Raw genomic sequence first — 2,688 nt, forward strand, 5'->3', positions numbered from 1 at the left:
CTCATAGCCCGACGAGAACACCACCCACGTGTCCGGCGCGTGGCGCAGGATGGCCCGGGCGAGGTCGATGCCTGACATCCCCGGCAGGCTGACGTCGGTCATGACGAGGTCGAACTTGTCGGGCGCATAGGCCGCCAGCGCTTCCTCTGCTGTCGCGCAGCTTTCGGGCTGCATCCCCACCTCCTCCAGCAAATAGGCGATCTGTTCACGCRGATCGGCGTTGTCCTCCACGAACAGCACCCGCAAGGCCGGCGCCTGCGTGGGCCGGGCAGCACTGAGCTCGGCCACGGCGCGGGCCAGCAGATGCGGGGACACTGCCTTGGGCACGCAGCGCTGGAAGCCTGCCTCGAGCGCGGCCTCGCGGTCGGTCGCGCGCACATAGGCCGTGACGGCCGCCGCGGGCAGCACGTCCGGGCCCAGTTCCATGGCCTGGCGCACATGTCGGATCAGGTCATAACCCCCCATGCCGGGCATGCCGAGATCGCTCAGCAGCACATCGAAGCGCTGCTGCTGCAGCAAGGCGATGGCGGCCTCCGCCGACTCGGCCGTGACAACATCAGCGCCGCGCTCGGACAGCAGGCGGGCATGGGCCTCGAGCACGTCGGGGTGGTCATCGACGAGCAGCACCCGCACGCCAGAGATCAAGGGCTCGACACCGCCCGCCTCGGTTTCAACACCCGCCACGTTCGACTGGCCGGCGCGCGGCAGGCGCAGGCTGAACACCGAGCCCTGGCCGCGGCCCGCACTGTGGGCTGCCACCTCGCCGCCGTGCAGCTCGACGAGGTTCTTGACGATGGACAAGCCCAGCCCCAGGCCGCCATGCACGCTGGAGGCGGTGCCGTCGGCCTGGGTGAAGCGGTCGAAGAGCTGCGGCAGGAATTCAGGGTCGATGCCCTGGCCGGTGTCGCTGACCGCGACCTCGACGATGGGGCCGTTCAGCTTCGTCGACAGCGTGATGCTGCCGCCCGTGGGGGTGAACTTCATCGCGTTGGTGATCAGGTTCATGACGATCTGCGTGAGCCGGCGCGCGTCGCCAAAGACCTCGGCGGCCTCGGGCGCCAGCTGCAGCACGATCTCGAGCTGGCGGGACTGGGCTGTCGGGCGGGCCGTGTCGGCCGCGCCCGCAACGATGCCGTTCAGGTCCACCCGCTCGACATTCATCAGCTGCTTGCCGGCGACGATGCGGCTCATCTCCAGCAGGTCGTCGACCAGGACGGCCTGGGCCTGGGCATTGCGCGCGATGGCCTGGATGCCCCGTTGCAGCATGCCGGGCTGCACGCCGGGGTGGGTGAGCACGTTGACCCAGCCGAGGATGGCCGCCAGCGGCGTGCGCAGCTCGTGGCTGATCGCGGCGACGAACTCCTCCTTGGCGCGCGCGGCCTGGTCGGCGGCGCCGCGCGCGGCCTGCTCGGCGGACAGCAACTGATCGCGGCGCAGCTGCAGCTCGCGGCGGTCGGTGATGTCGTGGAAGTAGACGGACAGACCGTCGTGCGAGGGATAGCAATGGCATTCCAGCCAGCGCTCCGGGGCACCTGGCGCCATGGCCTCGAAAGACACGGCCTGACCGCCCTTGGACCGGGCCTTGTCGAAGCCGGCCTCGAACTCGCCGGCGCCAAAGACCTCGCCACTGCGCCGCCCGGTCAGCTCGTCGGCCCCACGGCCGAGCAGCCGGGCGCCCTGCTCGTTGACGTAGCCGATGCGCCCGTCATGCTCGATGAGCAGCAGGCCATCGGTGATGCTGCTCATCATGGCCCGCAAGCGGCGGTCGGCCACGTGGAAGGCCTCGGTCCGCTCGGTGACGCGCCGCTCCAGCGTCTCGTTGAGATCGCGCAAGCGCTCCTCGGCGCGGCGCCTCTCCTCCACCTCGGCCTGCAGGGCCAGGTTGGCGCGCTGCAGCTGGCGGGTCTTGCGGTCCAGTTCGGCAAAGACGGCCACCTTGGAACGCAGCACCGCCGGGTTCACGGGCTTGTGCAGATAGTCGACCGCGCCTGAGCCATAGCCCTGCAGGCGGTACTGGTCCTGATCGAAATATGCGGTCAGGAAGATGATGGGCAGGTGGGCATTGCGCTTGCGCTCCTTGATCATCTGCGCCAGCTCGATGCCGTTCATGTCGGGCAGCTGGATGTCCAGCACCATGACGGCGAACTCCTGGCCCATCAGCGCGAGCAGGGCCTGGTCGGCCGACAGCGCCCGCACGATGCGGTAGCCCGGGTCCGCCAGCACGCTCTCCAGCACCAGCAGGTTGGCCGGTTCGTCATCGACGATCAGGATGTTGGTCAGCTCTTCAGCGCCCGCCACCTGCTCCACGACGTCGATCGTTGTCGGCATCGTCATCACCGGTACAGCCACACGCGCATCAGCGACAGCAGCTGGGCCGTGTTGACGGGTTTGGAGATGTAGTCGCTGGCGCCCGCCTCCAGGCATTTCTCGCGGTCACCCTTCATGGCCTTGGCGGTCAGGGCCAGGATGGGCAGGTTGCGGAACTCGGCGTGGGAGCGGATCTCGCGCATGGTCTCGTAGCCATCCATGTCCGGCATCATGATGTCCATCAGCACCAGGTCGAGATCGGGCGTGTGCTGGATGATCTCGACGGCGGCCCGGCCGCTGGTGGCGGTCAGTACCTGCATCTCCTGATTCTCCAGCAGCGTCGTCAGCGCAAAGATGTTGCGGGCGTCGTCGTCCACCACC

The 2,688-nt window shown here is 68.6% G+C and carries 2 protein-coding genes; both read right to left on the reverse strand.

The annotated features are described in order from the left end of the window. The coding region (locus tag AC1DU6_RS26350) for a response regulator (RefSeq protein WP_477860731.1) at window positions 1-2,328 on the reverse strand (2,328 nt) is incomplete at its 3' end. 5 nt (window positions 2,329-2,333) lie between these two features. After that, window positions 2,334-2,688 (reverse strand): response regulator (locus tag AC1DU6_RS26355; RefSeq protein ID WP_477860733.1); only part of this gene is annotated, 355 nt, incomplete at its 5' end.

This window comes from Roseateles sp. P5_B10, assembly GCF_056400485.1.